Source organism: Labilithrix sp. (assembly GCA_019637155.1).
GTDB lineage: Bacteria > Myxococcota_A > Polyangia > Polyangiales > Polyangiaceae > Labilithrix.
In genome coordinates this window covers 46,135-69,195 of record JAHBWE010000017.1, presented here as the reverse complement: position 1 = coordinate 69,195, position 23,061 = coordinate 46,135, and the positions used below count along the sequence as shown (strand labels likewise).

The window sequence follows — 23,061 nt, the reverse complement described above, 5'->3', positions numbered from 1 at the left end:
GCGCTATCATCGCGCCGTCGTGCGCGCCTTCCTGCCTCTGCTCTTGCTCGCGGCGTGCTCGAAGCCCGCGCCCTCGAGCACGCAAGCGCCCGTCGAGAGCGTCACGGCGGAGGACCTCGACCTCCCGATCCCCGAGCCGGCGCCGCCGCTCGCGACGTCGAGCGGGCCCCTCACGCCGTGGATCGCGGAGTCGGCGACGTGGAAGCGCCGCGGGCCGCCGCCGACGACGTACTCGCTGTTCTCGCTCCCGGAGGGCTCGTCCGTCCTCGTGTACGCCACGATGACGCGTGACGCGTGCGAGGCGGAGCTCGACAAGCGTAAGATCGCGTTCCGCCGCGCGGCCGATCTCCCCGGCGTGCGCGCGCCGGTCCAGCTCGACGGTCCGCTCCACGGCGTGACGTACCGCTCGCGCGCGCCGCACACCGAGATCGACTGCCGGCTCGTCCTCGCGCTCGACGACTTCTCCGTCGCCCTCGCCGCGCGCGACGTGATCGGCGCGCAGGTCTATTCGTCCTACCGCTCGCCGTCGGAGAACGGGTGCACGGACAAGTACGCCGGCGAGCAGCACTGCGCCGCGCTCGCGGTCGACATCGGCCAGTTCGACAAGCGCGACAAGACGAAGCTCGTCGTCGAGAAGGACTTCCACGGCCGCATCGGCTCGCTCACGTGCAAGTCGGGCGTCGGACCGAAGCCGGTGACGCCGGCCGCGACCGAGCTCTGGGACCTCGTCTGCGGCGCGGCCGGGCGGCAGTTCTCCGTCATCCTGACGCCGAACTGGAACCAGCAGCACAAGAACCACTTCCACCTCGAGCTGACGACGCACGACTGGGTCCTGGTTCGTTGACGCCGAATAAAAGTCCTTGCGACTCTTTCTGATTCCGTCACACTGAACCCGATGACGGAGCGTATGCGCGCGGCGCTGGAGGGCCTCTCGGTGGGCGACGCCTTCGGTGAGCAGTTCTTCGGGCCGCCTGGGATCGTGCTCGAGCGGATCGCGGAGCGGACGGCGCCGGCGGCGGCGGTATGGCAGTGGACCGACGACACCGCGATGGCGCTCGCGATCGCCCTCGTGCTGGACGCGCACGGCAAGGTCGACCGCGACGCGCTCGCGACGGCGTTCGCGGATCGCTACCGCGCGGACCCGATGCGCGGCTACGGCGGCACCGCGCACGGGATCCTGCAGGCGATCGGCGCCGGCGTGCCGTGGGCGGTCGCGGCGGGCCGCGTGTTCGACGGCCAGGGCTCGATGGGCAACGGCGGCGCGATGCGCGCGGCGCCGATCGGCGCGTACTTCGCCGGCGATCTCGAGCGCACGATCGCGGAGGCGCGCGCGTCCGCCGAGCCGACCCACGCGCACCCCGACGGTCAGGCCGGCGCGATCGCGGTCGCGGTCGCGGCGGCGATCGCGTGCCGGCGTCCGCTCGTCGCCGGCGCCGCGCTCCTCGAGGAGGTCGTGTTTCACACGCCGCCGGGCGCCACGCGCGACGGACTCGCGAAGGCGCTCGCGCTGCCGCTCACCTACGATCCGCGGACCGCCGCCGCCGCGCTCGGCACCGGCGCTCGCGTCATCTCGTCCGACACCGTTCCGTTCGCGCTGTGGTGCGCCGCTCGTCACCTCGACTCGTACGAAGAGGCGATGTGGACGACGGTCTCCGGCCTCGGCGATCGCGACACGACGTGCGCGATCGCGGGCGGCGTCGTCGCCTGCGCCGTCGGCGTGGAGGGGATCCCCGCGACGTGGCGCGCGCGCCGCGAGCCGCTTCCGCGTTAGAGCGCCGGCCTACGTGCGCCGCGCTACGAGCGCGCGCGGACGGCGGCGACGAGCGCCTTGGCGCGCGCGTAGCTCGGGGAGAGCTTGATCGCCGCGTCGGCCTCGTCCTTCGCGCGTTGAACGAGGCCGGACGCGAGGTAGACCTCTCCGAGCGTGACGCGGTAGTCCGCGTTCTTCGCGTCGTGCGCCACCGCTTGCTCGGCGAGGGCGGTGGCCTGACGGAGGTCGCCGTTGCCGAGGCGGAGCGCGTTCGCCGCGCGCTCGGCGACGGAGGCCTCGCGCCGTACCTCGTTCGCGCGCGTGTAGTGATCGGCCGCCTCGGCCCAGCGCAGGGCGCGCTCGGCGGCGCGCCCTTTCAGGAGGTACTTCTCGTGCCGGAGGTCCCGCGAGTGGGCGTCGATCGCGTCGAGCTTCTGCCGGATGACGGGATCGTCGTGCATCTGGAGCGCGAGCCGGTAGTTGTTCGCGGCGCCGACGATGTCGCCCGCGCGGACCGCCTCCTCCGCGGCGCGGACCCACGTCATCGCGCGCTCCGCGCCGGCGACGTTGCGCGCCGCGGCTTGCAGCTTCTTGAAGCGCTCCGGATCGTTCGTCGTGCTCGAAGACGGAGGCGGCTCGGGCGGCTTCTCGACCGCGACGGCGGGGGTGAGCTGAGACCTCCGCATGCGCTTGCTCGGGCGCCGTGCGCTCGACGGCTTCTTCGGCGGCGGGAGCGTCGCGTCGTACGTGGCGCGGCGCGCGCTGGTGGCGAGCTCGTCGTTCGCCGCCGTGAGCCGCGTGAAGACGCGATCGATCGCGGCGCGGAGCGGTCCCAGCTTCTTGCCGAAGAAGCGGTCGGGGTGGAGCTGCGCCGCGAGCGCGAAGTACGCGCGCGTGATCTCCTTCTTGTCGGCGGTGCGCTCGACCCCGAGCGCGGCGTAGTGATCGACGCCCGCGGCGAGCTTCGTGTCGAGCGCGCGGATCATCTCCTGCACGCCGGCGTCGAGCTCGCATACCTCGGGCATCGACCCCGTCGAACGCCGCCGCTCCTTGCGCATCCCCGGCGGCGAGTCCTTGCGAACCTGCGCCGCGAGCCGCCGCGACGTCGTCTTGCGCGGAGCCTCCTCCACGTCGGCGCGCGGAGGACGCTCGGACGCGACCTCGGCGCGCGGATCGAGGCTTCGTGGCGGGCGCGATCTCTTCTCGGTGGTCGAGCGGCCGGCGCCGCGCGGGCCAGACGGCGTGGAGCCCGTGCATGCCTTCGCGTCCCTCACGGCGCCGAGGATCGACAAGCGTCCGGCGAGCTTCATGCCCTCGTCGAGCGCGAGCCCTGCGATCTCGCTCGCCTCCTCGAGCGTGATGCGCCCGTCGAGCTGCGAGACGAAGAACGCCTCCTTGGCGTTGATCGGCAGGCGCCGCAGATCGCAGTCGATGCGAACGAGGACGGTGTCGCGGTTCATCGGGCTCGGCGCGCAGGGCGCCATTTCGAAGATTACTCCCCATCCGTTGCCCACGGATCGCTCGTGGCCCCTTTGCCGATCACCGTCGAAAGCGTGGATTTCAGAGCGATTTCTGACGAGGTGACCTGTGGGGTGATGTGGTCCAGCGCTTGCTGAAGACGGGGCATGAGCCCGCGAGCCTTCCTTGGTCTTCTCTTCGTTTCGGCGACGGCGGTGGCGGCGTGCAGCGCCCCGCTGATTCCCTACTTCGCCGCGCGCGCGCAGCGGACGCCGACGTCGTAGTCGCGATCGGTCGGGACGTCGTAAATGCGCGCGCCGGTGGTGAGCAGGTAATCCTCGTTGGGAAAGCCGCCGCCGCGGAACATGCGATTGTCGCCGAATTGGACGTCCGCGCAGTCCTTGCAGTCCTTGATTCGATAAGGCTCGACGCCGTCGTCGAGCACCCACTCCCAGACGCTGCCGGCGAGATCGACGTGGCCGTATTTGCCGTCTCCTGCCGGCGACTTCGAGCCGACCGCGAGCATGTCGCTGAACTTGCAATCCCCGGCGCCGGAGCCGTCGGCGCGGCAGTCGTACGCGGCTTGCGCGAGGGTGATGCCGTCGCCCCACGGATATTCGCGTTGATCCGCGCCGCCGGCGGCGGCGGAGTTCCACTCGGCCTCGGTCGGGAGGCGCCCGCCGTCCCACGCGCAGAACGCGAGCGCGTCGTACCAGGTAATGCAGTTCATCGGCTTGTTCTCGTTCTCGCCGGGCGTATCCGTCCACGCGGGATAACTGGGATTGCACTTCAGCGCTTCTTTCAGCGCGGCGGTGTCGGCGGCGAGCTCGCCGTTCCACGCCGCCTTCCATCCGCTGTTCGCGATCAGCGGGTGCGCGCCCGCGTCGGCGGCCGGCGGGCTCGCCTGCGTGCCGGCGCCGGCGTCGACGAACCTGCGGAAGCGTCCCACCGTGACCTCGTAGACGTCGAGCGCGAACGCGCTCACGGTCGCGGGGAACTCGGGATCGTTGCCGCGGTTGAACGTCGCGGCGGGGACGTCTTGCGCCGCGCAGCAGTCCTTGGCGCCGCCGCACGTCGCGGGGAGGTCCTTGCAGCTCGCGCTGTCGCCGCCGCCGACGTTGCCGCTCGAGGTCGTGCTGCTGCCGCCGCTCGAGGTCGTGCTGCTCCCGCCGCTGCTCGTCGTGCCGCCGTTGCTCGACGAGCCTCCGCTGCTGCTGTTTCCGCTGCTGCTCCCCGCGTCGCCGCCGGACGAGCACGCGCTGGCGATGGATAGAGAGAGGAGGGCGGCGAAAGGAAGGAGCGTTTTCACGCCCCGGATCCTAGCGCGTCTCAGGGAATTCTCCGGCGCAGGATCGGCGGGCGCGGCGCCCGCAGCGGTGGCGGCTCCAAGGGCGCGGGCTCCAAGGGCGCGGGAGGGTGCGCGGTGGCGCAGGTCGACGCGCCGGCGCCGACGATCTCGATCCCCGCGTTCGGGATCACGTGCTCGAGCGTGCCGTCTTCGCGGAGGCGCGTCACGGTGGAGGGCCCGCCGTTGTCCGCCCAGAAGAAGAAGAACTCGGCGCCGACGGCGGCGAAGGCCCACGAGCCGCTGCCGCTGCGCCGGAAGCGCATGCCCTCGAGCGGCTTCTGCCAGCGGACGCCGGCGGTGGCGGGATCGATCTCCGCGAGCGAGAACGGCTCGCCGGTGAAGAACGCGAACAGCTTGCCGTCGGAGCGGCTCGAGAGCTCGCCGGTGAGGCCGCGCAGCTCGGAGGGGAACGCGCCGGCGAGCCGGATGTGCGCGCCGTCGTCGATGCGGACGAGGAGGCTGTTGCCGCGCGCGACGCGGCCGTCGGGGAGGCGACCGAAGGCCGGCTCGGTCGAGAGGAACAGCGTCTCGCCGCCGATGCCGCCCTCGGCCGTGGGCGCGAACCCCATGCCGAAGCGCGTGCCGATACGTGCATAATGCACGTTGACGCGCGACGCGATGCAGTCGCCATTCGCGATGCTCGCGAGCGCGAGGACGCCGTTGTCGTAGCCGACCCACGCCTGGCCGGAGCGATCGACCGCCATCGACTGGGGGAGCGATCGCGTCGCGCCCGGGCACTCGAGCCGCCCGATGCGGCGGAAGCGCAGCTCGCTCGGATCGAAGGAGTGGAGCGCGCCGTCGCGCGACACGACGTAGACGAGGTCGGTGCCCTCCGCGCAGGCGACGCGCTCGCTCCGCCGGAACTCGCCGATCGTGTCGTGGACGGGATCGGCCTCCGCGAGGGGCGCGGCCGCCGGCGGCGCCTTCGATCGCGCGCAACCGGCGAGCGCGAGGAGCGCCGCGATCCCGAAGGCGCGCTTCATTCGCTCTTCTCCGTGGTCGTCGCGCGCAGCGAAGCGAGCTTCACCTTCGTCCCCGTCGATCCGAGCGCCGTCTGCGGCTCCGCTTCGCGATCGCAGTGGAGCGGCGACGACCAGCGCGCGGTCGTGAAGAGGACGTGCTCGCGCCCCGCGCTCCCGTCCGCGCGCACGGTGGGCACCGCGCCGTGGACCCAGACGTCACGCGCCGTCGCCTGCACCTCGAGGAGGCGCACCGACGTCGGCACCGGCTCGACGAATCGCAGCGGCGGCAGCGCGATCGGCGCGGGCTCCCACGCGCCGCCGGCGTCGCGGCGGTGGAGCTCCTGGAAGCCGGCGACGGTCCAGAGCGCTCCGTCCGCGGCGCGCGCGAGCGACACGATCGATCGCTCGAACGGGACCGCGACCGGCGTCGCCGTGGTCCCCGCGACGCGCACGAGATAAGCATGCTCGCGCCCCGTCTCCTGGAAGGGCCGGTACGCGTGGACCCACGCTTCGTCGGGCGAGACGACGACGATGCCGGCGTTGACGATCGCGTCCGGTCCCTCGAAGAGCGCGGACGACGGCGCGTCGACGCGCTGCCATCGATGCGCGCGCGCGTCATAGCGGGCGAGGAGGAGCGGGCCCTTGGGGCGGTGGAGCTCGTCCTCGCATCGACCCGCGACGAAGGTCGTGCCGTCGCTCGCGCGCTCCGACGCGAGGAGCGAGAACGCGTGTCCGTCGCGCTCGCAGAAGAGCGTCGCGACCGGCAGCGCGACGTGCGGTCCGCGCAGGAACGCGTCGCGCCCGGCGGACGGACGCCACGCGCGCCCCGCCCACGTGAACCCGTCGCGCGAGACCTCGAAGAGGGCGCCCTTGTTCAGCGCGGCCGGCGTGCGCACGACCCGCTCGAGCCAGAACCCGCCGCGCCCTCCGCCGCCGATCTCGAGGTCGCCTTCGATCCATCCGCGCGAGGTGCGCGGCAGCCCTTCGAGCAGCGCGGGCTCGATCGTCGCGGTGCGAGGCGCGCGCGGATCGGCCGCGAGCGCCTGCGCGGTGGGGCGGACGAGCGCGATGGCCTGCGCGGCGCGTGCCGTCTGCTTGCCGGTCCACGCGCCGGCCTCGTCGAGCCCGTAGGTCCCGACCACGAGCACCGTCTCGCGGCCGGCCGCGTGCGCGCGGAGCTTCGGGCAGTTGCCTTCGATCGCGACGGAGAACGCGGAGGTCGGCGCGGGCGCGGCGGCGGGAGTCCCACCTCGGCACGCCGCCACGCACAACGACGTCAGGAGCCCAAGACGGCGCACGAGTCCCGTCATTCCGACTGCTACGGACGAAGAAACCGTTCGCTCTATTCGGAGGTAGGGCGGATAGAGTGTTGCGATGAGCGACGAGAGCGACCTCCGCATCAACACGCTTCATCGCTTCGAGAAGCACTCGCCGCGGCTCACGCTGCAGGAGTACTCCCACTGCGAGGTGCCCGCGGGATGCGGCGGCGTCGTGCTCCGCTGGATCGATCCGCGGCTCGGTCCCTCCGCGCGGGTGCGCGTCGTCGCGATCGGCGCCGTCGACACGTGGCTCGACGGCGTCCTGCTCGGTGGTGATCGCGCGCCGCTCGGGCCCGGTCGTCACGTCGTCGCGCTTCGCCTCCGCAGCCTCGGGCGGATGCCGTGGCGCGGGCGCGATCTCGACCTCGCGCCGCCGGTGCCCGTCGCGATCGGCGTCTATCCCGATCGCGGACCTGGCGACCGCGCCGACAACATGCTGCCGATCGCGTCCGGCGTCGTACAGAGGTGGCATCCGGGGCCGCTCGCGTCGCCGCCGATCGCGCCGGACTTCGACGATCGCTCCTGGCGCGCGGTCGCGCACGCGGACGACGCCGCGCTCGCGTCGCTCCCCGCCGACGTGCGGCGGCCGTTCGAGCGGCTCGCCGCCGACGGGCTCACGATGCTCGCGCTCGGTGACGCCGGCGCGCCGCTCGACGAAGCGTGGGTCCGGATCTCGTTCGCGGCGCGGGAGGAGCGATGACGCGGCCCGCGCTCGTCCTCGTCCCGCAGCACTTCGGGAGCCTCGTCTTCGATCGCCGCACGTCGCGCTACCTCCCGTTCGATCACGAGACGACCGCGCTCTTCCGCCGCGCGGCCGCGGTCGGGACCTTCGCCGCGATCGAAGAAGAGGAGGACGCGGCGCGGCGCGCGCTCGTCGCGGACCTCTTCGCGCACTTCGAGGCGGAGGGCTTCTTCCTCCCCGACGGGCGGTTCGCGGGCGAGGTGCGCGCGCCGCACGCCGCGCCGCCGGTCGATCACCTCCTCGGGCCGCTCGCGCTCCACCTCGAGGTCATCGCCGCGTGCAACCTGCGCTGCACGCACTGCTTCGCCGGTGCGCTGCCGCGGAAGGCGGACCTCTCGCTCGCGGAGATCGATCGGCTGTTCGCGGAGCTCGCCGCGCTCGGCACGTTCCGGATCGGGCTCACCGGCGGCGAGCCGCTCCTGCGGAAGGACCTCTTCGCGATCGTCGACGCCGCGCTCGCGCACGGGCTCCATCCGTGCCTCACGACCAACGGCCTCCTCGTCGACGAAGCGGTCGCGCGATCGTTCTCCGAGCGCGCGATGGCGTGGGTCAACGTCAGCCTCGACGGCGCGACCGCGGCGACGAACGACGCCGTGCGCGGCGCGGGCACGTTCGACGAGGTCACGCGCCGGCTCCGCGCGTACGGGCGGCACTTTCGCTTCACCCTCGCGTTCACGATCACGAGCGAGAACGCGGGCGAGGTCGTCGCCTGTGCGGAGCTCGCGCGCGAGCTCGGGGCGAGCAACGCCGTGTTCCGCCCGCTCTACCCCGTCGGCGTCGCGCGCTCGCGGCCGGACCTCATGCCGACGTTCGAAGAGTACACGCGCGCGCTCGACGAGCTCGCGCGGCTCGGTCACGACGTCCACGCGATCGACACGTTCGCGCCGAGCGCGCGCGCCGACGCGCAGGCGAAGACGTTCAGCCCGCCGGGCTGCGGCGCGGCGAACCTCGTCGCGAGCGTGTCGGCGACGGGCGACGTGAACCCGTGCAGCTTCCTCGGCGCCGCGTTCGAGAGCGGCAACCTCCGCGCGCGATCGTTCTCCGAGATCTGGCGCGCGGGTCACGCGTTCCGTCGCCTCCGCGCCGCGCAGCCGGGGCCGGATCGCTTCTTCACCGGGTGCCGCGCGCGCTCGCTCGCCGCGTACGGCGACGTCGACGCTCCCGATCCGTGGGACCGCACGCGCGCGCGGCCGCCGCTCGCGACGATGCACCTGCCGGTGCTGCGATGAGCTTCGATCCCGAGTCCATCCTCGCGGCGGGAGGTCCCGGCTCGATCGACGAAGGCGAGCGCTGCCTCGTCGCGGCGGACTGGTTCCTGAGCCGCGGCGAGCGCGCCCTCGCCGCGTCGGCGCTCGATCGCGCGTACGGTCTCCTCCCGAACGACGAAGGCGTCGCGCGCCAGCGCCGCGCGGTCCTCGACGAGCTCGCGATCGACGAGCACGGCCTCCGCTTCCGCTACGTCCCCGCCGGCACGTTCCTCATGGGCTCGGCGACGGGCGATCCGGACGAGCGGCCGGTCCATCGCCGTCGCGTCGCCGCGTTCTGGATCACGGACGTGCCGCTGACGTGGGCGGCGTACTGCGCGTTGCTCGGCTGGAGCCCGCCGCCGGACGGTTCTCCTTCGGACGACGATCCGTCGCTCCAGCAAGAAGACGACGAAGGTTTCGTGCGTCCGGCGTTCATGCTCCGCGAGCTCGGGAAGATCCGCCTCCAGTACTGCGAAGGCGACACGCCCACCGCGTTCGACTGGCGCTACCACTACGAGCGCGCAGAAGAGGACCCGCCCACGTACGACCGGAAGCCGCTCGTCGCGATCAGCGCATACGACGCGGAGGAGCTCGCGGCGGCGCTCTCGCGGCGGAGCACGGATGCGAGCTACCGCCTGCCCACCGAGGCGGAGTGGGAGAAGGCCGCGCGCGGAGGTCTGCTCGGTCGCCGCTGGTCATGGGGCGACGAGGCGCCGACGCGCGAGCGCTGCGACTTCGATCGGTTCGGCGCGTTCCACCTCACCGATCCGCGCGCGTATCCGCCGAACGGCTACGGCCTCCACGCGATGTGCGGCGGCGTCGCGGAGTGGACCGCCGATCGCTACGACGCGCTCGCGTACCACCGCGCGGCGCGAGGCGAGCCGCCCGATCCCGACGCGCCCGCGAGGCGCGTCGTTCGCGGCGGCTCGTGGGCCGACTGCGCCGACGCGGTGACGGTCTCGTTCCGCGCCGCGCGGGAGCAAGGATCGTGGCGGCATCCGGACGTCCACGCGTGGGGCGCCCCCAACATCGGGTTCCGCCTCGTGCGTCGGTGACGCGCTCAGGGGCTCGCGGCGCCGATCTCGATGCGAGAGACGTCGACGTCGACGTCCGCGTCCCCGTTCTCCGGTGCGGCGAGGCGCGAGGAGATGCAGGTCTGCTGCACCTGGACCCTGATCGGGGCCTTGAGCGTGGCGCGGCGGGACGGCGTCTCCGGATCGAGGGTGACCGACTGGCCGGCGGCGTCGACGATCGACGCGCGCGAGCACGCGTTGCCGTTGGTGAAGTTCTTGAAGAAGGTCGCGCCGACGGTGAGCGTGACCGGCGCGTTCGGCAGCTCGGGCGCGATCGTCTTGAGGAGCGTCAGGCCGGTGCCGGCGTACTTGCTCGCGAGCCCGGGCGTCGACGTCGTCTTCGTCACCTCGACGGAGGTGGCGCTGAACACGACCTCGCCGGCGTAGTACGGGTTGCTCGAGCCGATGACCTTGATCGGGGTCGGGAGGCGCTCGTAGCGCGTGCGCGTGGTCGAGAGCGGGTAGCTCGCGCCGCTGCCGTCGACGAGCGTGGCCGCCATGTTGTACCCGTTGCCGCCCTGCACCTGGACGTCGAACGACGCGAAGCCCTCCCACGTGTCGACGCCCCACTGCTCGAGCGTCCGGTTGGACGCGTGGGTGGGGATCGCGACGCGACGGTTGCCGACCGGCACGACGGAGGGCCGCGGCGGCGCGGGGGGCGAGCACACGGAGTCGTCGTGGATCGCGCTCGCCTCGACCGTCTGCGTGAAGTCGGGCGCCCCGTCGCGCCCGCGGCAGAACACGTCGAAGCGCCCGTCCGGCCTCTGCACGATCGAGACGACGTCCGAGAGCGACGCCTGCTCGCCGGAGCCGACCTCCTCGCTGGTGGGAGCGGAACAAGCAACCAACGCAACGCCGAGCGCCGCAAGAAGAGAGGTGCGCATAAGGAACACGCGCACCCTTTAGCGCGAAGCGACGACGCGTCAACGCGATCCGAGGCCGAAACGCCGCTCGAAAATCTTCCCTGCAAAATGATCGCGCCCGCATTTTCCGCGCTACCGCGCCATCGCGGACGCTCTTCGTGAGGTCGCGCATCGCCTCCCGTGAAATGCGTCGAAAGGTTAGCGCAAGCCGGCGCACGCGGCGCCGAGCTCCGGGTGTGCGGCGCAGTCGTCGTGGAGGATGCAGCCGGTCGTGCCGGCGAGCCACGCGACGGCGAGGTCGATCTCGCCGCGCACCTTGCCGATGGTCGGGAGCGACTCCTTCTCCCAGCCGCGGCCCGCGCGGCCGTGGCGGATGACGAGCGCCTGGCGCGGGCTCGGCGTCGCGAGGTCGGCGCGGCGCGCGCCGCGTGGGACCGTCGCGGTGAAGTACATGTCGTCCCAGCCGCGCACGACGAGGCGGAGGCCGGACAAAAGCGCCGAGGCCGCGACGCCGCCGGTCCGCGCGTGCGCATACCACGCGACCGCGCGCACGAGGCGCTCGCGCGGCGCACGGGCGAACGTCCGCGCGACCACCCCGCCCGGCGGCGCTTGCCCAACGAGATGGAAGAGACGTGCGACGAGCGGCGCGCTCATGAGCGCTCACGCGGCCTCGACGCCGTACACCGTGCCGTCGTCGACCCTCGCGGTCACGGCTTCGTCTTTCCACTCGGCGCGCAGCGTGGTCCCGTCTTCGCGGAGCTCGCCGCCGCGGTGCGCGACGTAAGCCGCGAACGCGTATCGCTGTGTGCCGGCGTCGGCGCAAAAGGGCCCCAGAAGCGGCCGCGCAAGCGGGCGCGAAGCGCCCCGAGTCTTCGAGGGCCGTGTCTGGGGTGGGGGTGTCGGGGGCGAAGCCCCTGACGATGACAAGACATCATAGCTCGAATGGTCCCACGTCCGCGGGCACGCCACGAGGCTTGCCGGCGCGATCGAGCATCACGGAGGGGAGGCGCGGCGCGATGTCGAGGAAGGGCGCGCCGGGCTTCGGCTGGAAGTCCGTCACCGTGCTCGGCAGGCCGGTCGGCAGCCGCGTGAACCAAGCCGGGTCGAGGTCCGGGCGCGCGAGCTCGCTCACGCCAGGGCCGCGCCGGCCGTCGAACCGGCCCGCGAGGTAGACGTTGTGCTCGTAGACGTTGTTCGTCACCGTGTTGTCCGTCTCGAGCCACGTCGCGGTCGGGCGCGCGCTCACGCGGTCGCCGCTGACGGTCATTCCGACGAACAGGTTGTTGCGGACGTCGCAGGAATCCGAATTGGCGACGAACTGCAGCATGTGCCTGTCGTTCGTAGACGCAAATAGGTTGTGATAAACGCGATTGTGGTGCGACCCGAGCCGCGGGTTGAATCGCCTTTTGTCGGCCGGGTCCGCCGCCTCGCTCCAGAAACTGACGCCGTGTCGGCCCCACGACGCAAATACGTTGTTGCGCACCATGCTGTAACGCACGGACGTGAAATTCGAGCCCTGCGCGTCGCCGTGGTGGAAATAGTTATTTTCGACGAGGAAGAAGTCCGACGCGCCGCGGCCGCCGTCGCCGGTCCCTGCGACGGCGTCGCAGTCTTCCGTCCGGAAGTCGCCGTCGCAGGTCGACGCAGGGTCGGCGTTGATCTGGAACGTCGCGCCCATGTTGTCGAACAGGTCGTTGTTCCGGACGATGTTCAGGTCGCTCCCGTTCGAGAGGTAAATGCCATGTCCGTCGTCCTCGCCCGAGTTGCTGACGACGTTGTCCTCGAATACCGACCAATCCACCGCGCCGGTGAGGACGCCGTCGAAGCCCTGCCCGTCGAGCCGGCAATGGAGCACCGCGATCCCCCACGTGTGCTGGCTCGCGGCGTAGTCGCCGCCGACGGCGCGCACGCCGTAGCGCCCGCCGCGGAGCTCGAAGCCGTCGACCGCGACGTAGCTCGTGCCCTCGAAGTTGAAGCAGCTCGCGCGACCGTGGCCGCAGCACTGCATGCGAACGCCGCGCGACCCGTCGGGGTTCTTCTCGGCGTAGAGGACGATCGGCGCGTCGTACGTGCCGTCCTTGCCGACCTCGAAGCAGCCTTGGTACGTCCCGCGCTGGAACACGACGCGCGTCCCGGGCGCGGCCTTCGACAGGCCCTCCCGCACCGACGCCGGCGACGACGGGCTCGCGCCGTTGCCGTTGCCGGTGGGGCTCACGTAGACGACCGTCGCTGGCGTGTAGTCGGGATCGGTGTAGTGCCGATTGAATTGCTCGTTGAACCCGGCGAAGGGCTGCTTGCGCCGCACCGCCGGCTTGTTCGGCGGCATCGTCTGCGCCATCGCGTCGTCGCGCCGATCGAAGGCCACGAGCGGATCGAAGCTGACCCGCGGCGCCGATCCCGCGCCCGGACAGCCCGCCAGCGCCAGCGCGAGGATCGCGGCGCCGAGCAGGCCGTCCTTCGTCATGCGATCAACCTACCACCGGAGGGTCGGAGGCTGCCCGCAAGCTCGTGTCTTCGCGCGTCGGAAGACTCAGCGAACAGGGATGCTGCAGACGACGGTGCAGTCGGAGCAGGTCGACGTGCGTCCGTTGCGATCGAGGCACGCGTCGGTAACGGCGTCGGCGATCGCGGGGCAAGCCATGTCGTTCGCGAGCGAGCGGCACTGCGTGAAGCCGGAGAAGGTGTAGCCAGAGATCACGCTGCTGCCACCACCACCGCCGCCTCCACCACCACCGCCTCCACCACCACCGCCGCCTCCACCTCCTCCTCCGCCGTTGAGCGAGTCGGACTGCTCGAACGCGATCTCGCAGGGGCCGCCGACGAACCCGAAGAGGCCGATCTCGCGGACGGTCGCGCCGTCGCCGTTGTTGATCGAGTAGTAGGACGCGATCCTGGAGCCGGGCTCGAGCTGTGGGCCGCGAACGAGGACCGCGGTGATCGGGAGGCGCTGTCCGGTGACGAGCGACGTGCCGTAGAGGGACATCTGCGTGAGCTGCGCGTTGCACGCGGCCGGCCAGGACATCTTCATGTAGCGACCGCGCACGGGCCGAAGCGCGCGATGCGGCGTCGCGAGCGTGTTCACGTAGCCGAAGCCGGGCACGCTGATGTTGACGATGTTCTGCCAGCCGGTGAGCGCCTGGTCCGACGTCTCCGCGACGTCCTCCTCCTCTTCGGAGGGCGCCGCGCAACCCGCGGCCGCAAAGGCACCAAGCACGACCGAAGCGAGGACGAAATATGAGGTCATTTTGAACACTTGACGCCTCCCGATCGATTCATAAAAACGAACAAGTGTCTATGTAGCAACCACCTCCCCACATGCAAGGCAAGGTGGGAACATGTGCGCCAGTTTCAGATTTTTTCAGGGAAGGTTCACACCAAGGCAGATCGCGTGGTGAGACGCGCGCGGTCGCGCGAGTCGCGAGTCGCGAGTCGCGAGTCGGTGCTTGCTCTCGCGGTCTCGCGGTCTCCGGTCCCCGCGGTCGCGCGAGTCGCGAGTCGCGAGTCGGTGCTTGCTCTCGCGGTCTCGCGGTCTCCGGTCCCTGCGGTCGCGCGAGTCGCGAGACGCGAGTCGGTGCTTGCTCTCGCGGTCTCCGGTCCCCGCGGTCGCGCGAGTCGCGAGTCGGGATCGCGAGACGCGAGACGATGCTCGGTCCCGCGGTCGCGAGACGCGAGACGGCGCTCGGTCCCGCGGTCGTGCGCTTCGCGAGACGCGAGACGGCGCTCGGTCCCGCGGTCGTGCGCTTCGCGGGTCGCGAGATGGTGCTCGGTCTCGCGGTCGTGCGCTTCGCGAGTCGCGAGACGCGAGATGGTGCGCGGTCGCGTGGATCGCGAGACGCGAGACGGCGCTCGGTCTCGCGGTCGTGCGCTTCGCGGGTCGCGAGATGGTGCTCGGTCTCGCGGTCGTGCGCTTCGCGAGTCGCGAGACGCGAGATGGTGCGCGGTCGCGTGGATCGCGAGTCGCGAGGTGGTGTTTGGTCCCCGCGGTCGCGCCGATCGCGAGTCGCGGGATGGTGTTCGGTCTCGGTGCCTCGAGGTCGCGCCGATCGCGAGGCGTGAGGTGCGAGGTGGTGTTTGGTCCCCTCGCTATCCGAACCCGAACGGCGCATTCGTACGCATGAGCGTTTGATATGGGCCTCGCACGGCCTCCGGCCTTTCGCTACGTCGTCGGTCAGGGGCGCTGGCGGCCTCTGCCTTTCGCTACGTCGTTCCGGGGGCGCGCCGATCGCGAGGCCGCAAGACGCGAGGCGGTGCTCGTCCCGCGGGCGCGCGGATCGCGAGGCGCGAGGCGCGAGGTGGTGTTGGTCTTGCGGTGATGCCGATCGCGAGTCGCGAGACGGTGCTCGTCTCGCGGTCACGCCGCTCGTGTGGTGCGAGGCGTGGTCGGTCCCGCGGTCACGTACGCCCTCCGAGCGCACGTGGGCGTGAGGGCGCGCCCGCGACGAGGGCATAGCGAGCGGGGCGAGGCGGGCGTCGATCGCTACGCCGAAGCGTGAGCGGAAAAGCGTCTACGATCGGCTTCGGGCGATGAGCTACTACTGGATGTATTATGCAGTGATGCTGTTCGCGGCGTTCGCGCAGCAGAATCCGTACGTCGCGCTCGGGGTCGTGGGGTTCTTCCTCGTGCGGCGATGGTTGCCCGATCCCGTCGTCATCGTGAAGAACCTCGGACGTATCTCGGGGCTGAAGCGCCAGGCGACGATGAACGCGGCGAACGTCACCGTGCGGCGCGATCTCGGGCAGGCCTACCTCGATCTCCGCTGGCACGGCTCGGCGCTGCGGTGGCTCGACGAGGCGCGCGCGAAGGCCCCGCGCGATCAGGAGATCGCCTACCTGCGCGGGCTCGCGCTGCTCGGGAAGGGCAGGGCAGAAGACGCGCTGCGCGCCTTCGGCGAGGCGGTGGGGATCGATCCCGACAAGGGCGAGCCGTTCTCGAGCGCGAGCTCGAAGGCGAACGAGCGCACCTTCCGGCGCTTCGGCGAGGCGTACCTCGGCGCGGCGAAGGCGCTCGAAAAGCTGGGGCGCCACGAGCAGGCCGAGGAGGCGCTCTGTACGTGCACGACCTTCAACTCGTCCACCCTCGAGCCGCTCGTGATGCTCGCGCGCGTCCGCGCTCGACGCGGCGACGAAGCGGGCGCCGCCGACGCACGCCGGCAAGCCCGGAAGACCTGGCGCGAGCTCCCCGGCTTCATGCGGCGCCGTGAGCTCGGATGGTGGCTCCGCTCGTTCGTCTAGGACCGCGAGACCGCCCGCCGCCCTGAAGCCAAGCCACAAGAGCGCGTGGCGAAGTGTCAGGTCCGGACGGGCCCGCCGTCTGGTGCTACGAGCATGGCCTGGCGAGATCGACCTGCGACGTTTGCCGCCGCGACGCTGGGGGCCGCGTTCGACGCGGCGCGAGGACGAGCCGCGGCCGCGGCCGATCGCGCCGCGGCGGCTTCGGTCGTCGCGGCGCTCCTCCCCCACGTCGAGCCGACGGAGCGCACGATCGCCGAGTCGGTCGAGACGCTCCTCGCCTGCGTCGACGATCCCGCCGCGATCGAGGTCGTCGCCGCCGCGCTCCCCGCTCGCGCCCGCGACGACCACCGCATCGCCGCCGCCCTCGCGCGCGTCGCGCGCCGCGCCCACGAGCGCGGCGCCGCTCGCTCCGTCCTCGTCCTCCTCGATCTCCTCCTCGCGACGCCGGAGAGCGCCGCCCTCGTCGACGAAGCGTGGGCCGCCGCCGCGTTCGCCGCGCTCGCGCCGGCGGAGGTGGGGAGCTCACCGCGCGTGGCGCGCGTGCGGAGGCTCTGGGCGGAGCACAAGAAGACGCGACCGAGCTGGCTCGGCGACGTCGACGACGAGAAGACCGACCTGTTCCTCCCGAGCTTCTCCCGCGCGCGTCACGCGGAGCTCGTCGCCGTCGGCGCGATGCCTCCGCCCGTCGCGCGCTCCGCCGGCCGCTACCGGCTCCTCGAGGAGATCGGCGCCGGCGGCATGGGGACGGTGCACCTCGCGCGCCTCGCCGGCTCTTGCGGCTTCGAGCGCTGGGCCGCGATCAAACAGCTCCACCCCTACTTCCAGGAGGACGACGACTTCGTGCGGATGTTCCTCGACGAGGCGCGGCTCACCGCGGCGATCGTCCATCCGAACGTCGCGAGCATCCTCGAGCTCGGAAGGGAAGACGACGGCTACTGGATCGCGATGGAGTACCTCCACGGCGAGCCGCTCTCCGCGTGGCTGCGCAGCGTCCGCGTGAGCGGCCGCCCGGTGCCGCCGGAGATCGCCTGCCGGATCGTCGCCGACGCCGCGGCGGGCCTCCACGCCGCGCACGAGCTCGCGTCCCCCGACGGCGCGCCGCTCGAGCTCGTGCATCGTGACGTGACCCCGCACAACGTCTTCGTGACGTTCGACGGCGCGACGAAGGTCGTCGACTTCGGGCTCGCGAAGCTCTCCGCGGTGGAGGGGACGCGCTGCGCGGGCCGATCGGTCGCGGGGAAGCTCCCGTACATGTCGCCCGAGCAGGTCCGCGGCGAGCGGGTCGATCGTCGCGCCGACGTCTTCGGGCTCGGCGTCATCCTCTGGGAGCTCACCACGACGCGCCGCCTCTTCCGCCGCGAGACCGATCTCGACACGCTCTCGCAGGTGCTCGAGTGCACGCCGCCGCGACCGAGCACCGTCGTCGCCGGCTATCCCGGCGACCTCGAGGGCGTCGTGATGAAGGCGCTCGCGAAGGACCCCGCCGCGCGCTACGCGACCGCGCGGGAGCTGTCGCGCGCGCTCTCGTCGGTCCTTCATCGACGGAGCCTCCTCGTCGGCGCGGAGGAGGTCGCGGCGTACGCGCGCTCCCTCCTCGCCGATCAGGTCCGCGCGCGCGACGCGTGCCTCGCGCGCCATCGCGGCAGCATGACCTGACTCACTCGGGCAGCGGGAACGAGCCGTTGCAGGGGCCGAAGCGACCGTTCGTGTCGTCGCCGCCGCGGTACCACTTGCCGTCCTTGCACTGCTGCCAGACCTTGTCGAACTTCGACTCGACGCAGGCCCCGGGCTCCATCGTGTCCTGCAGCGTGTTCGAGAAGCAGCCGCCGACGATCGCGGCCGGGGGCGGCGGCGGCGCGGGCGTCGCGGGATCGGGCTCGCTCGGCGAGCCGGGCGTCGCGGGATCGGGCGTGCTCGGCGCGGGCGTGGGCGCCGGCGCGCTCTCCGCTTCGTTCACGTCGTCCTCGGTCGGCTCGGGCATCGACACCGGCGTCGTCACGACGTCGGTCCCGGGCTGCGTCGCGGCCGGCGGCGGCGGCGGCTTCATGCGATCGCACTCGGACTTGTGCGCCGTGTAGCTCGACCAGGTCTCGATCCCCTCGGCCTCGAAGATCGCGCGGGCGCACTGCGCGTTGAGGGCCGGATCGTAGAGCTCCTCCGTGCTGTTCGGGCAGCCGTCGAGCTCGCCGACGTACTTGCTCGCGATCTGGAAGAGGCCGCGCTTCACGTTGCGGCCGCTGCGGTCGAGGGCGCGGTCGTAGTAGCTCGACTCGTACTTCGCGGTGCAGAGCATCTTGCCGATCGCGCTCTCCTCGAAGCCGGCGGCGCGGAGCTCGCTCGAGACCTGCGACGGCGAGAGGCGGGTCCCGGTGAGCAACTTCACGTCGCGCCCCGACTCCCCGACCTCTTCGGCGGCGCAGCCGACGAGCACAGCGAGGAGAGAGGCAACAGCGACCCGGAGGAAGGTGGCGGCGTTCACGCCAGGGGTATCAGCAACGGTCGGACCAACACCTACAACGACGCCTCACCCCAAATTTCAGGTACATTTCGGTGTGGGCGGACACTTCCAGTGTCGGAAGGGTGGACAATTCTCCCACCAGTGCACACGAGATGCCGGCGTCAGTGGACGGTGGAGAACGGATCGGCCTCGGGCTCCGGGGTCGGCTCGGGCGGGGGCGGCGGCTTCTTCGGTGGCGGCGGAGGGCGCTGCTTCACCGGCGGCGGCGGTGGCGCGGCGGTCGGCTCCGCCGCCGGATCGTCGCCGATCGTCAGCGTCGCCGGCCTCGTCTCCGTCTCCGTCTCTGCCGACGTCAGCTCCGCCGTTGCGGCCGGCGTGGCGGCTTCGCTCGGCGCAGCACGATGGTCCCACCGTTCGGGACGACCGAAGTAGAGTCCCGCGACGCCGAGCCCCGCGACGAGCGCGCCGATCCCGAAGAGAAATAGCCAGGTTCCGCCGCGCGATCGCTTCGGCCGCAGACCGTGGCGGGTAACGAACGGATCGGTCGCATCCATACCGCGAGCGCATTGCAAGGCTGCGGCCCGCGCGCTGCGTCAGAGCTTCCCGTCGAAGCACTCTTCCTTCATCGCGGCGAAGGCGACCTCGCTCTTCATCAGCTTCATGTGCGAGACGTCCGCGACGACGACGTTCTTTCCGTCCGGGAACTGTCCGCCCGCCATCGGCGTGTCGATCGTCCCGTCCTGGGGCGAGATGACGGAGCAGCGCACGATCGAGGCGAGCTCGGCGCGATGCTCGTCCATGTACGCCATCACCGGCGCGGACTGGAACGGCGAGTACGTCGTGTAGACGTCGGTGCACCGGAAGCCGAGCCGGCAGTTGAATGGCTGCTTGTCCTGTCCGTAGATCGGCGACGACAACGCGACGAACGCGCGGACCCGCGGCGTCATCTTCCGATCGAGGACGGCGCGCAGCGCGATGATCCCTCCGAGCGAATGCCCGAGCACGTCGAACTTCGTCGTCGCCGGATAGCCCGCCATGACGCCCTCGAGCTTCGCGCCGATCTCGCCGACCATGCCCGCGAGGTCGCTGCCGTCGTCGTAGTCGCCGAGGTCGTGCGCGTGCCGCTCCCCGTCGAAGCCGGCCGCGATCATGAGCTTCTTGTACGTATCGAACGAGCGCATGCCGTCGACGAAGCCCGGCGCGCCCGCGCCGAAGCCGCGCACGAACAGCTTGGGGACGACGCCGTCCTCCTCCGGAGCGCCTCCCGTCGCAGGTGCAGGTGCAGCCTCGTCGACGCGCGGCGCCTCGTCCGTGAGGACGACGACCGGCACCGGCGGCGCGTCCGTCTCGGCGGCGGAGGTGCAGGCGGCGAGAGCGAGCGCGCAGAGGGGACCGAGCGAGCGCATCGCGCGCGAGGCTGCAACCGTCGTTCCGCCCGCGCTCGCTCGTCGATCTCCGCGGAGACTCGCGCGCATCGCACCTGGCCCCCGATTCGATCGCGGACCGGGGTGTCACGCGCGCGATGCAAGCGCGGCGACCGCCGCCGCGGCGGCGAGCTTGTGCGCCGCCTGCCACGGCGGCCCGATCGACTTGCCCATCGCGTCGATCGCGGCGCTCACGCGGACGCGCTCGCGATCGTACCAGTGCACCTTCCATCCGCGCGCCTCCGCCGCGGCGGCGAGCGCCTCGCGGTACATGACCGTGTCGGCGTAGGTCTGCGCGCGGTTGTCGGCGATGCGCTCCTCGACCGTCGGCGGCAACGGCGGGCACACGCGGAGCGTGATGCCGCGGATCGGGACCTTCGTCGACGCCACCGCCGCCGCGAGATCCGCGAGCGCCTCCCGCGCGCCGCGTGCGGCGGCCACGCGCACCCGCTCGACGAGCGCGACGGCGTCGGCGAGCGGCATCGGCCGCGCGCCGGGGGTGCTCAGGTAGCGGCCGACCGCCCACGATCCTTGATGATGATGCGGGTGCGTCGGCATGTCCGGGCCGGTGAGGTCGACGCGTCTTCGATCGAGCAACGCTCCGTCCGATGCGATCGTGACGAGCACCGCGGAGCTCCCGTTCTCGACGACACCGACGACGGCGGTCCGTGCTCTCGCCATGCCCTTCGCTCCAGCGTACACCGCGTCGTCGCGACCGTTGACGACCTCGCCGCTTCGTTCGACGCTGCCGCGCATGGGAAACCCTTTCGTGCACCTCGATCTCGCGACCGACGACGTCAAAGCGGCGAAGAAGTTCTACCGGAGCGTCTTCGACTGGAAGCTCACCGACTTCCCGGAGATGCAGTGGACCGGCATCGACGTCGGCAAGGGCGTCGGCGGCGGCATCGGCGCGAAGCAGTCGCCCGATCAGCCGACGTCGTGGACCGCCTACGTCGACGTCGCGGACGTGAAGAAGACGATCGCGAAGGCGAAGAAGAACGGCGCGACGATCGTCATCCCATACATGGAAGTCGGGAACATGGGCGCGCTCGGCGTCTTCGTCGATCCGCAAGGCGCGACGCTCGGCGTCTGGCAGACGGCGAAGAAGGCCGCGAAGAAGGCCGCCGCGAAGCCGAAGGCCAAAGCGAAGGCGAAGGCCAAGACGAAGAAGCGCTGACGGGACGGATCACTTCCGGGCGGCGTCGCGCGCCGTGAGGCGCTCGACGGTCCCGACCATCGAGGCGGGGAGATCGATCGTGAGGTGGTCGCCGCGCTCGATCTTCGTGTCGTGCCGCGGCCGCGTCTGCTTGCCGGAGCTCCGCGCGAGCGCGACGATCCGCCCGTCGATCTCGTCCTCGCAGCTGACGACGGTCTTCCCGTCCCACTCGCTCGGCGCCGAGATCTCCATGTCGACGCGGAGGTCGCCGTTGGAGCGGTACACGCCGAGCACGCCGTTCGAGATCGCCTGCAGCGCGATGAGCGGCCCCGCGAGGGCCGACGCGCTGAACGTCTTCTCGATGTCGAGCGCGGAGCCGATCTTCTCGGCGACGCGCTGATCGAACACGCGCATCACGACGCGGATGTCCGGGTTCTCGCGCTTCGCGTCGATCGCGACCTCGAGGTTCGTGAAGTCGTCGTCCGTCGCGCACACCACCGCGTGGGCCCGCGCGATGCCCGCGGCGGAGAGCAGGTCGTCCTGGCGGGCGTCGCCGTGGTGCACCGGGACCGAGAGCCGCTCCGCGGTCTGGACGAACGACTCCTTCTTGTCGCGCTCGATCGCGACGACGTCGACGCCGAGCGCCTTGAGCGACTCGACGATGCGGATGCCGACGTGGCCGAGGCCGCAGACGACGATGTGACCCTTCATTCGATCGGTCATGATCTTCACCCAGAGGTTGCGTCGCTCCTCGACGTCGAAGACCGACGCGCCGACGCGCACGACGCCGCGGACGAGCAGGAGGACACCGAGCGCCGGCGTGATCCAGAACACGAAGCGGGCGATCGGCGCGTGCGGCAGCGTCGCGGTCGGCTCGAAGAAGAGCTGCGTGTACATCCCGTACATCTCGGCGCCGAAGTCCTCGCGCGCCTCGCCGATGCGGCCCATGTCCCACCGAACGATCGACGCCGCCGCGACGATGTACACCGCGGTCGCGACGAGCCACGGCACCATCTTCCACACGAAGTGCCAGAAGATCGGCGACGACAGCGACGGCGTCGTGGCGAAATCGGGCTGCGGTCTCTTGCGGTTCAAGGCGCTACGCGCACCAGGCTACGCCGCGAGCGCCGCGCGCGACGGAAAAGATCAGCGCGCGGGCGGACCGAGCTCGATCTTTTGCGCGAGCTTCTCGCGCTGCTCCGGCGTCAGCACCGAGACGAGGTCCGCGAGCGGGTTGCCGCGGAGGTGGAGCTCGACGTTCGGCTTCGCCGTGGCCGGCGGCGTGACGAACGCGGTCGCGTCGAAGCTGTCGGCCTTGAAGCTCTGGAGCTTCGCCTTCATGTCGAGGCGGGCCGCCTCCATGTTGCCGCGCATCTCCGCGAGCTTCGCCGGGTCGGGCCTCGCCGGCGCGCTCGCCTCGATCCGCGCCTTGAGCTCCTCCTTCTGCGCGTCGGTGAGCCCGAGGTCGTCGCCGAACGGGAAGACGACCTTGCGCATGACGTGGGGCGGACCCTTGGCGCCCTTCGGGCCCTCCTTGCTCGGATCGACCTTCGGCGCGTGGGCCTCGATGTCGTCGACGAGCGCGGCGCGTTGCGAGGCGGTGAGCGTGTCGTGGAGCGTCTGGATCGTCTTCGCCGTCGCGGCGAGGTCCGGCGCCGGCGGCTTCGGGAGCGCGGCGACGTTCCCGGCGCGGATCGCGGCCGCGAGCTCCTTCGCGCGGCTCGGATCGAAGGGCGGACGCTCGCGGTGCGTGAGCCCCTCGATCGTCGCGCGCTGCTCGGCGGTGAGGTCGAGCGGCGCGCGAAGGGCCGCGCCGACGAGGAAGTCGGGGCCGCCGTGCGGGCCGTGGCGGTGGATCGGGCCGGCGCCGCGCTCCTCCGCCGACGCGAGCTCGACCTGCGTGACGATCTGGGTGCGCGCCGAATCGGTGGTCTCCGCGCCGGAGGTAGTGCCGCTCTCCGCGCTGCAACCTGCGACGAGGGAGGCGAGGGCGAGGACCGGAAGCGAGAGCGAACGAATCGAGATCATG

Annotated in this window: 22 protein-coding genes; 8 read left to right on the top strand and 14 right to left on the bottom strand. The window is 71.6% G+C overall.

Annotated features, from left to right (window positions below; translation table 11 throughout):
* Nucleotides 1-19: 19 nt before the first annotated feature.
* Together KF837_32395 and KF837_32390 are read left to right on the top strand one after the other, a co-directional pair.
* Complete coding sequence (locus tag KF837_32395; protein ID MBX3232072.1) at nucleotides 20-844, top strand: extensin family protein; 825 nt, start codon at nucleotides 20-22, stop codon at nucleotides 842-844.
* Nucleotides 845-895: 51 nt separating this feature from the next.
* A complete protein-coding gene (locus tag KF837_32390; protein MBX3232071.1) occupies nucleotides 896-1,771 on the top strand; it encodes an ADP-ribosylglycohydrolase family protein in 876 nt (291 codons plus the stop codon).
* Nucleotides 1,772-1,794: 23 nt separating this feature from the next.
* On the opposite strand, the gene KF837_32385 is transcribed toward KF837_32390, so the two are convergent.
* From KF837_32385 to KF837_32370, 4 genes are all read right to left on the bottom strand, one after another.
* Nucleotides 1,795-3,234 carry a DnaJ domain-containing protein gene (locus KF837_32385; GenBank protein MBX3232070.1) on the bottom strand — a complete coding sequence of 480 codons (1,440 nt, stop codon included), beginning with the start codon at nucleotides 3,232-3,234 and terminating at the stop codon, nucleotides 1,795-1,797.
* A gap of 218 nt (nucleotides 3,235-3,452) precedes the next feature.
* The gene (locus KF837_32380) at nucleotides 3,453-4,517 is read right to left on the bottom strand and encodes a formylglycine-generating enzyme family protein (GenBank protein MBX3232069.1); all 1,065 of its coding nucleotides are present in this window, start codon (nucleotides 4,515-4,517) and stop codon (nucleotides 3,453-3,455) included.
* A gap of 20 nt (nucleotides 4,518-4,537) precedes the next feature.
* Nucleotides 4,538-5,539: a hypothetical protein gene (locus KF837_32375; protein MBX3232068.1), complete on the bottom strand. Its 1,002-nt coding sequence runs from the start codon at nucleotides 5,537-5,539 to the stop codon at nucleotides 4,538-4,540.
* Nucleotides 5,536-6,816: a hypothetical protein gene (locus KF837_32370; protein MBX3232067.1), complete on the bottom strand. Its 1,281-nt coding sequence runs from the start codon at nucleotides 6,814-6,816 to the stop codon at nucleotides 5,536-5,538. Before KF837_32370 ends, KF837_32375 begins: the two co-directional genes overlap by 4 nt.
* Nucleotides 6,817-6,892: 76 nt before the next feature.
* Between KF837_32370 and KF837_32365 the strand changes: the two genes are divergently transcribed.
* The 3 genes from KF837_32365 to KF837_32355 all read left to right on the top strand — a co-directional run bounded on the left by KF837_32365 (nucleotide 6,893) and on the right by KF837_32355 (nucleotide 9,881).
* Nucleotides 6,893-7,537 carry a hypothetical protein gene (locus KF837_32365; protein ID MBX3232066.1) on the top strand — a complete coding sequence of 215 codons (645 nt, stop codon included), beginning with the start codon at nucleotides 6,893-6,895 and terminating at the stop codon, nucleotides 7,535-7,537.
* A complete protein-coding gene (locus KF837_32360; protein MBX3232065.1) occupies nucleotides 7,534-8,808 on the top strand; it encodes a radical SAM protein in 1,275 nt (424 codons plus the stop codon). The genes KF837_32365 and KF837_32360 overlap by 4 nt, the downstream gene beginning before the upstream one ends.
* Nucleotides 8,809-8,894: 86 nt before the next feature.
* The gene (locus KF837_32355) at nucleotides 8,895-9,881 is read left to right on the top strand and encodes an SUMF1/EgtB/PvdO family nonheme iron enzyme (protein MBX3232064.1); all 987 of its coding nucleotides are present in this window, start codon (nucleotides 8,895-8,897) and stop codon (nucleotides 9,879-9,881) included.
* A gap of 5 nt (nucleotides 9,882-9,886) precedes the next feature.
* On the opposite strand, the gene KF837_32350 is transcribed toward KF837_32355, so the two are convergent.
* The 4 genes from KF837_32350 to KF837_32335 form a co-directional block, all read right to left on the bottom strand.
* On the bottom strand, nucleotides 9,887-10,792 hold the full coding sequence (locus KF837_32350) for a hypothetical protein (protein MBX3232063.1): 906 nt from the start codon (nucleotides 10,790-10,792) through the stop codon (nucleotides 9,887-9,889).
* Nucleotides 10,793-10,960: 168 nt separating this feature from the next.
* The gene (locus KF837_32345) at nucleotides 10,961-11,416 is read right to left on the bottom strand and encodes a hypothetical protein (protein MBX3232062.1); all 456 of its coding nucleotides are present in this window, start codon (nucleotides 11,414-11,416) and stop codon (nucleotides 10,961-10,963) included.
* Nucleotides 11,417-11,693: 277 nt separating this feature from the next.
* Nucleotides 11,694-13,226, bottom strand: a complete 1,533-nt coding sequence (locus KF837_32340; GenBank protein ID MBX3232061.1) for a right-handed parallel beta-helix repeat-containing protein — start codon at nucleotides 13,224-13,226, stop codon at nucleotides 11,694-11,696.
* Nucleotides 13,227-13,292: 66 nt separating this feature from the next.
* Nucleotides 13,293-14,006 carry a hypothetical protein gene (locus KF837_32335; protein ID MBX3232060.1) on the bottom strand — a complete coding sequence of 238 codons (714 nt, stop codon included), beginning with the start codon at nucleotides 14,004-14,006 and terminating at the stop codon, nucleotides 13,293-13,295.
* A 1,280-nt stretch (nucleotides 14,007-15,286) separates the two neighbouring features.
* On the opposite strand from KF837_32335, the gene KF837_32330 reads away from it, so the two are divergent.
* Nucleotides 15,287-15,994 carry a hypothetical protein gene (locus KF837_32330; GenBank protein ID MBX3232059.1) on the top strand — a complete coding sequence of 236 codons (708 nt, stop codon included), beginning with the start codon at nucleotides 15,287-15,289 and terminating at the stop codon, nucleotides 15,992-15,994.
* A 93-nt stretch (nucleotides 15,995-16,087) separates the two neighbouring features.
* Nucleotides 16,088-17,650: a serine/threonine protein kinase gene (locus KF837_32325; protein ID MBX3232058.1), complete on the top strand. Its 1,563-nt coding sequence runs from the start codon at nucleotides 16,088-16,090 to the stop codon at nucleotides 17,648-17,650.
* Nucleotide 17,651: 1 nt separating this feature from the next.
* On the opposite strand, the gene KF837_32320 is transcribed toward KF837_32325, so the two are convergent.
* The 4 genes from KF837_32320 to KF837_32305 all read right to left on the bottom strand — a co-directional run bounded on the left by KF837_32320 (nucleotide 17,652) and on the right by KF837_32305 (nucleotide 20,557).
* Nucleotides 17,652-18,473, bottom strand: a complete 822-nt coding sequence (locus KF837_32320; GenBank protein MBX3232057.1) for a hypothetical protein — start codon at nucleotides 18,471-18,473, stop codon at nucleotides 17,652-17,654.
* A 140-nt stretch (nucleotides 18,474-18,613) separates the two neighbouring features.
* A complete protein-coding gene (locus KF837_32315) occupies nucleotides 18,614-19,006 on the bottom strand; it encodes a hypothetical protein (protein MBX3232056.1) in 393 nt (130 codons plus the stop codon).
* 39 nt (nucleotides 19,007-19,045) lie between these two features.
* Nucleotides 19,046-19,858, bottom strand: coding sequence for a hypothetical protein (locus tag KF837_32310; protein MBX3232055.1), 813 nt, complete (start codon nucleotides 19,856-19,858; stop codon nucleotides 19,046-19,048).
* 105 nt (nucleotides 19,859-19,963) lie between these two features.
* Nucleotides 19,964-20,557 (bottom strand): hypothetical protein, encoded by a 594-nt coding sequence (locus KF837_32305; protein ID MBX3232054.1) that lies wholly within the window; start codon nucleotides 20,555-20,557, stop codon nucleotides 19,964-19,966.
* Nucleotides 20,558-20,630: 73 nt separating this feature from the next.
* Here KF837_32305 and KF837_32300 point away from each other — a divergent pair, with 73 nt between their 5' ends.
* A complete protein-coding gene (locus tag KF837_32300) occupies nucleotides 20,631-21,053 on the top strand; it encodes a VOC family protein (protein ID MBX3232053.1) in 423 nt (140 codons plus the stop codon).
* Between the two features lie 9 nt (nucleotides 21,054-21,062).
* Here the strand turns inward: KF837_32300 and KF837_32295 are convergent, their stop codons facing one another.
* Nucleotides 21,063-22,127, bottom strand: coding sequence for a TrkA family potassium uptake protein (locus tag KF837_32295; protein ID MBX3232052.1), 1,065 nt, complete (start codon nucleotides 22,125-22,127; stop codon nucleotides 21,063-21,065).
* A gap of 51 nt (nucleotides 22,128-22,178) precedes the next feature.
* Nucleotides 22,179-23,060 carry a Spy/CpxP family protein refolding chaperone gene (locus tag KF837_32290; protein MBX3232051.1) on the bottom strand — a complete coding sequence of 294 codons (882 nt, stop codon included), beginning with the start codon at nucleotides 23,058-23,060 and terminating at the stop codon, nucleotides 22,179-22,181.
* Nucleotide 23,061 lies beyond the last annotated feature (1 nt).